5 protein-coding genes and 1 pseudogene are annotated in these 5,291 nt (G+C 62.7%); 4 read left to right on the plus strand and 2 right to left on the minus strand.

The features are described from left to right. Positions 1-683: 683 nt before the first annotated feature. From J8J14_RS25870 to J8J14_RS24290, 3 genes are all read left to right on the plus strand, one after another. On the plus strand, positions 684-890 hold the full coding sequence (locus tag J8J14_RS25870; RefSeq protein ID WP_209382111.1) for an SHOCT domain-containing protein: 207 nt from the start codon (positions 684-686) through the stop codon (positions 888-890). Positions 891-1,612: 722 nt separating this feature from the next. Then, on the plus strand, positions 1,613-1,762 hold the full coding sequence (locus tag J8J14_RS24285) for a hypothetical protein (RefSeq protein WP_209382112.1): 150 nt from the start codon (positions 1,613-1,615) through the stop codon (positions 1,760-1,762). A gap of 327 nt (positions 1,763-2,089) precedes the next feature. Next, on the plus strand, positions 2,090-2,674 hold the full coding sequence (locus J8J14_RS24290) for a hypothetical protein (RefSeq protein WP_209382113.1): 585 nt from the start codon (positions 2,090-2,092) through the stop codon (positions 2,672-2,674). Positions 2,675-2,972: 298 nt separating this feature from the next. Here the strand turns inward: J8J14_RS24290 and J8J14_RS24295 are convergent, their stop codons facing one another. Continuing rightward, complete coding sequence (locus J8J14_RS24295; RefSeq protein ID WP_209382115.1) at positions 2,973-3,623, minus strand: NAD(P)H-dependent oxidoreductase; 651 nt, start codon at positions 3,621-3,623, stop codon at positions 2,973-2,975. 85 nt (positions 3,624-3,708) lie between these two features. On the opposite strand from J8J14_RS24295, the gene J8J14_RS24300 reads away from it, so the two are divergent. Further along, the gene (locus J8J14_RS24300) at positions 3,709-4,383 is read left to right on the plus strand and encodes a TetR/AcrR family transcriptional regulator (RefSeq protein ID WP_245216144.1); all 675 of its coding nucleotides are present in this window, start codon (positions 3,709-3,711) and stop codon (positions 4,381-4,383) included. A gap of 178 nt (positions 4,384-4,561) precedes the next feature. Here J8J14_RS24300 and J8J14_RS25875 read toward each other — a convergent pair. Beyond that, positions 4,562-5,041: pseudogene (locus tag J8J14_RS25875) on the minus strand (VOC family protein). Positions 5,042-5,291 lie beyond the last annotated feature (250 nt).

Here is a 5,291-nt window from a genome sequence, read left to right on the forward strand (position 1 = left end):
GATCCTCGCCCACCTCAGGACCCTTTTGATCGCCCTCCTTGGCGCTCTCATTCAGAAAATGGGTCGGCCAGACTACCAGCCGGTTACGATCCAGACGGCCTGAGGAGGTTATTCAAGGCCGACCTATTAACAGCTTCATTACGCGCAAGACAAACACCACGATCTCGTCTCGGAGCGGCTTTGCTTATGGAAGAGTGCAGGTTGCTGAGCCGCGCTGCGACACTCACAACCCGGCTTTCTCCCACGGCCTGCTCTTTTTGATCCCGAAACACCTGGACAGATTATTGGGTGGAAACCCGCCTTACATACAGCGAAAATATGTCCTTCCAGAGATTTTCACTCGCGGGCCGCTCGCTGCATACTCTCGACTAGTCCACGAGGCTGCACCTGCAGCCCGGTTCCAGATTATGGGAGAAGCGTTCAGGCACCTGCGCCTCAAAATGCCAAGCTGGATTACCCGACCACCCGATTCGAAGAGGTACCGCAGTTTCAAAGGGGCTCCTGCAGCAAAGCTCCGAGCACGAGCACTGATCCCCGGCGCACAAGTAGCGCAGAAGAGGATTTGCAAAGTTCCTCGCCTTACCGCTTTGGGGAAACTACAAGCGACGGAGCGGAGGAAGACCTTTTCAGGGTCGAGCGGCAGAATTTTTCTAAAGCGATACTCGGGAAGGGACAAACCCGATATGACGGCGGCAGATAGCACCGGCAAGGCTGTGGAAGTGATTAGCGTGGCGCCTCGGATAGTAACCTTCGAATCTCGGCCTAATCACGGGGCGGAAGGCGACAATACAGCTCGTCGACTGAAAACCTTGCGAGATCTGTTCGATGAAGGACTGCTCAGCGCCGTGGAGTATGATGCCAAGCGCAAGGAAATCCTGGGACGGCTCTAACGCGGATGTTAGTACCGAATAGGAAACTCTCCAAAATATTACGCCCTACTCGGGCAGCCCGTGCAGTAGCAAGATAAGCACGGAGCGTAAACTGCCGATCCCTAACAAACAAGGGGGCTGCCCGATGGTTCATTATTTATCGAAGCCCAAGGAAGCCCAATATGGCGAGGACAATGACGACCGCACCTACAATGTAGACAATATTGTTCATATCATCCTCCGTTGGGTAAATCGCAACGCGGCATCAACGATGCGCGCGTCCAAAAGTTCCCGTATAACGTCGTGGCTGCCAGTGATCAGCCAAGATCGACTAGTCGCGATCGATAACCAAGCGGCTCACCTTCGGTAAGTTGCACAAGATAGCTCACGGACAGGCAAGTCCAGAATGCTCGGGCGGTCAGGCTTGGCTGGTGTGCTTGGCGGCAGTTGCTGCGCTGAAGAGGGGCTTGAGGCCAGTTCGGGCGGAGACGGCCCAGCAACTCCTTGGAAGGAGGAGATCGAGCTTCTAAGGTAACTTCCGAAGGGTCACGCCACCGCGCTTCCTAACTTCCCCAGGCCTTATTCCAACGCGTTATCGGCAGCCTGTCGCCCGTCCTCGACGTAGAGGTGCGCAAAATCGAGTGCTGGGAAGGTCAGAAGCCGATGGGTCGCCGCGAGCGCCTTCAGGCCCGGCCCCTGGCGAGACAGCCTACCCGATTGCTGACAGGCTGGCGGAACTCGGAGTGCCGTACCTGTTCGTGACCGGGGACGTGCGGATCATCGACCATCCCGCGCACCAGAGACGCCCGCGCCTCAACAAACCGATCTCGCCGGCGGAGCTGTACAGGGCCGTCGAGAGCCTGCTGGCCAGCCGCTCGCCGCCTGCCCGATGAGGCCGAGTACTGGGCAGGGAAGTCGCCAGAAGCTCGCCCGCGGTATCCCTGCCCACGGTTAAAGCCCCGGAAGTCTGCTGATCTCGCGGCCGGTGAGCCAGGGCTGGGGGCGCGTTGCCGTTTCTGAAAACGCGGTAGCGGCTGGCCGATGACCGCTAAGGGCGCAGAGCCGCCGAATGTGCCTGGCGGGCGAACATGTCGGCCCTGCCCTTGGAATCCGAAGTTGGCTGGTGAACCAGGCCCGCCCAGCGCTTCGCTGGTGATCGCAGCAGCCAGTTGGCGGTGCTCACCTTCTTCAGGCATCACTGGGCACCATGGAGGAGGTGCATGATGCAGGGAACGGAGAGAATGAAGTTTCCTGAGGGCAGCCTGCTGGCCGCCATGCTTGGCGACCACGCAACGATGGACGTCCGGCGCGCTGCGCGGCGGCTGCGTGCAGAGGGCGCGGCTGCCTTGGCGGTCGACGACGACATCGCTGACCTGGCACGCGGCCTTGCCATGTCCGAGGTGTCGCGCTCGCCCGCCGTGCTGGACGCCCTGCCGCCGCTCTTCTGGCTCGAAGCTCCACGGGAGGACGGATCCGGTGCTCGCTGGATTGGTGGATGGGTCGTGGAGAAGAAGCGAGACGGGCTCGCCATCCGGGGCTTCAGCATCGCCTTTGGTCAGGGGGGCGTACCCGAGCCGGGAGGAACCAGGACGGTGCCATTCGGCGCAGGCGCACAGGAGGATGACGAAGAGACCCGTGCCGTCAGAGGTCTGGTCACCGCCATCAGCCTGCCGGAGATGCTGTCGCAGATGGGGGAGAGTTCTCCCGTCGCGCTGATGCCAGCCGATGCGTCGGAACTGGACGGTAGCGTCTTGCGCGGGTTCAGGCTGTCTGTGGCGATCTCACCGAGCTCCGTGCCGACCTGAGCCAGTATCGTCGCGGCTAACCAGCTCGGCAGCTGGATCGGTGGCTTTCCCGCCGGACGAAGCCGATCATTCAGCCTCGGCCTCGGCTCAGCACGACGCTTCGGATCAGCAGCGCCGGTCCCCAAGGAAACCGAGGTGCCGCGGCGTGGTCTGACCTAAAGCAGAATGTCGGATGTCGAGCGCGCCTGCAGATGGACCGGACCTTGTCCACTCCGCCCAGGGCAGCCGGAACGGGGGCACGCCCCGCAGCCCTGAGTGCAGTGGCTAGCCCTCCGAACCGCCGCCACTGCTTCGGAATTCAAGGCCGGTGCAGTGCTGTTCGCCCCTTAGGTTGAGGCCCGGTGTGGGTGTGCTGGTGCGGTGCTGCTGCTGCCAAGCCTTTTCCTATGTCAAAGGCGCGGCGCAAAGCCGTCTCGCGGGATGGCGCATCCGAGTGCAGCAAGAGGTCCGACCCGACCACCGGAGCCCCGCAATACCCAAAGATTCCCTGGTCAATCTGCGTTCGCATTGCATCTGCATAGCCACGTCGCGTGATGGTCCGCTGGTCAGCTCCGCCGATGCCGATGAGTTGCACCGCAAGGTGGCCGAGCTTCCCCACCGTGCCGCCCTCCGGTGTGTCGTCAAAAGCCCAGCCCTGGGTGAAGACGCGGTCGATCCAACCTTTCAGCAACCCAGGCAGGGACCACCAGTAGACCGGGTAGACCAGCACCAGCAGGTCGGCCCGACCGATGCGACGCTGTTCAGCCAGAACACTGGGCTCGGCCGCAGCGCGGCGGTTGAAGAACTCGACATCCGCCAATGTGAAGCGGGGGTCAAAGCCCTCGGCGGCGAGATCGGCCATTTCGGCCGTGTGGCCGGGATGGACTTCGATGCCCGTCATCATCCGCCGGGCAACAGCGTGGGTGAAGGATGCAGTGTTGGGATGTGCGGTAACGACGAGGGCATGCATGGCCGGACCTTCGGGCTGGTTGGCTTGGGGGATGTTGGCGTTATATACTCTTCGTAAGTTACGTTTGGTAGGTTTCTTGTCAAGTATGCCCCGCGCCAAGCCGATGCCCCCTCCCGCCCGCCGTCGCCTCTCCAGAGAAGACCGGCACGCACAGCTGATCGACACCGCCCGGCGCATCGTGCGCGAGGAGGGAACCGATGCCCTGACTCTCGGGCGGCTGGCCGAACAGGCGGGCGTGACCAAGCCAGTGGTTTACGACCACTTCGAGACGCGCAACGGGCTGCTGGCCGCGCTTTATCGTGACTACGACGCGCGCCAGGCGTCGGTCATGGAGGCCGCGCTGGCAGCATGCGATCCCAACTTAGTGGCCAGGGCGAAGGTCATTGCTTCGGCCTACGTCGAGTGCTCACTGACGGAAGGGCAGGAGATACCAGGCGTGGCGGCGGCGCTCGTCGGCGCCCCGGAGATGGATGCGCTGAAGCGCGGCTACCAGTCGGCTTTCCTCGCGCGGTGCCGCGCCATCCTGGAACCCTTCACCGAAGGCAACAGCCTCACGCAGGCCGCGCTGTGGGGCATGCTGGGCGCGGCGGACGCCCTCTCCGATGCTGCGGCGCGCGGGGAGATCACGAATGACGAAGCGGTCGAGGAGCTATTCCGCACCATCATTTCCGTGATGGAGCGCAGGCAGTCGGGCCTTCAACCTCCTGCCTCCTCCGAGCGCCCTTCCCGTAGAGGCCAACATCGCGCCGGTGCGCCCTAAAGTATTTTACCGCCCGTTCCAGACGCGAGGTACGATGACGTAAGTTCCGCTTTCGAGATGCTTCGCAAGGGCCACCGTGGTCGACATGAGCGCTGAGCCGCAGGGCAGGGCTGGCGGGAGGTGGGAAAGCCACCCTTGAGAAGCGGAGGGAGTTGAAGCTGCTGCCGGAAGCGGTGCTCTATCCTGCCGTTGCTGCACGCTCCAGGGCAGCAACATCCAGCTTGACCATGTCCTGCATCGCCAGAAACACGCGGGCCGAAACCGCAGGATCAGGGTGAGCAAGAAGCCGCGGAAGCACTTCAGGCACAATCTGCCACGGCACCCCCCACTGGTCGCGAAGCCACCCGCACGCGATCTCCGATCCATTGTTCGCGGTCAGCGCCGCCCATAGGCGGTCAACCTCCGCCTGATCAGCACACTCCACGGAGATCGACGCGGCGGTCCCGTACTCGGTAGGACTTCCGCCGTTGAGCGCCTAGTAGTTTTGCCCGTTCAGCTTGAACGTGACGAGGAGGGCGTCGCCAGCCCCTCCGCCGGGCCAGGGCCCAGGTGAACGTAGGATGTGTTCTATTTCGGAGCCTGGCATGAGCGAGACGTAGAAGCGAACCGCCTGCTCAGCGTCTGTCCCGAACCATAGGCAGGTGCTGACTTTCGACACACGGCCACCTCATCGATGCGTCAACCTGACGTGGAACCCGGTCGTCCAGCGCGTCGCTAGAACGCCCGTCACCCACCGTGCGCTCAACCCCAGCCACAGCCATCTAGCTTTGCGGTCCCTTCGGAGACGTTGTCAACGCCGCCTGAAATCTGACCCACCTTGGCTCGCGTCGCCGGTCGAAACCTGACCCACTGGATCGCCCGGAGATGGGACGAGCTCCACCTCCGGACGGCGTGTCTCAGCGGCTCTC

This window comes from Pararoseomonas baculiformis (assembly GCF_017813395.1).
Lineage (GTDB): Bacteria > Pseudomonadota > Alphaproteobacteria > Acetobacterales > Acetobacteraceae > Roseomonas > Roseomonas baculiformis.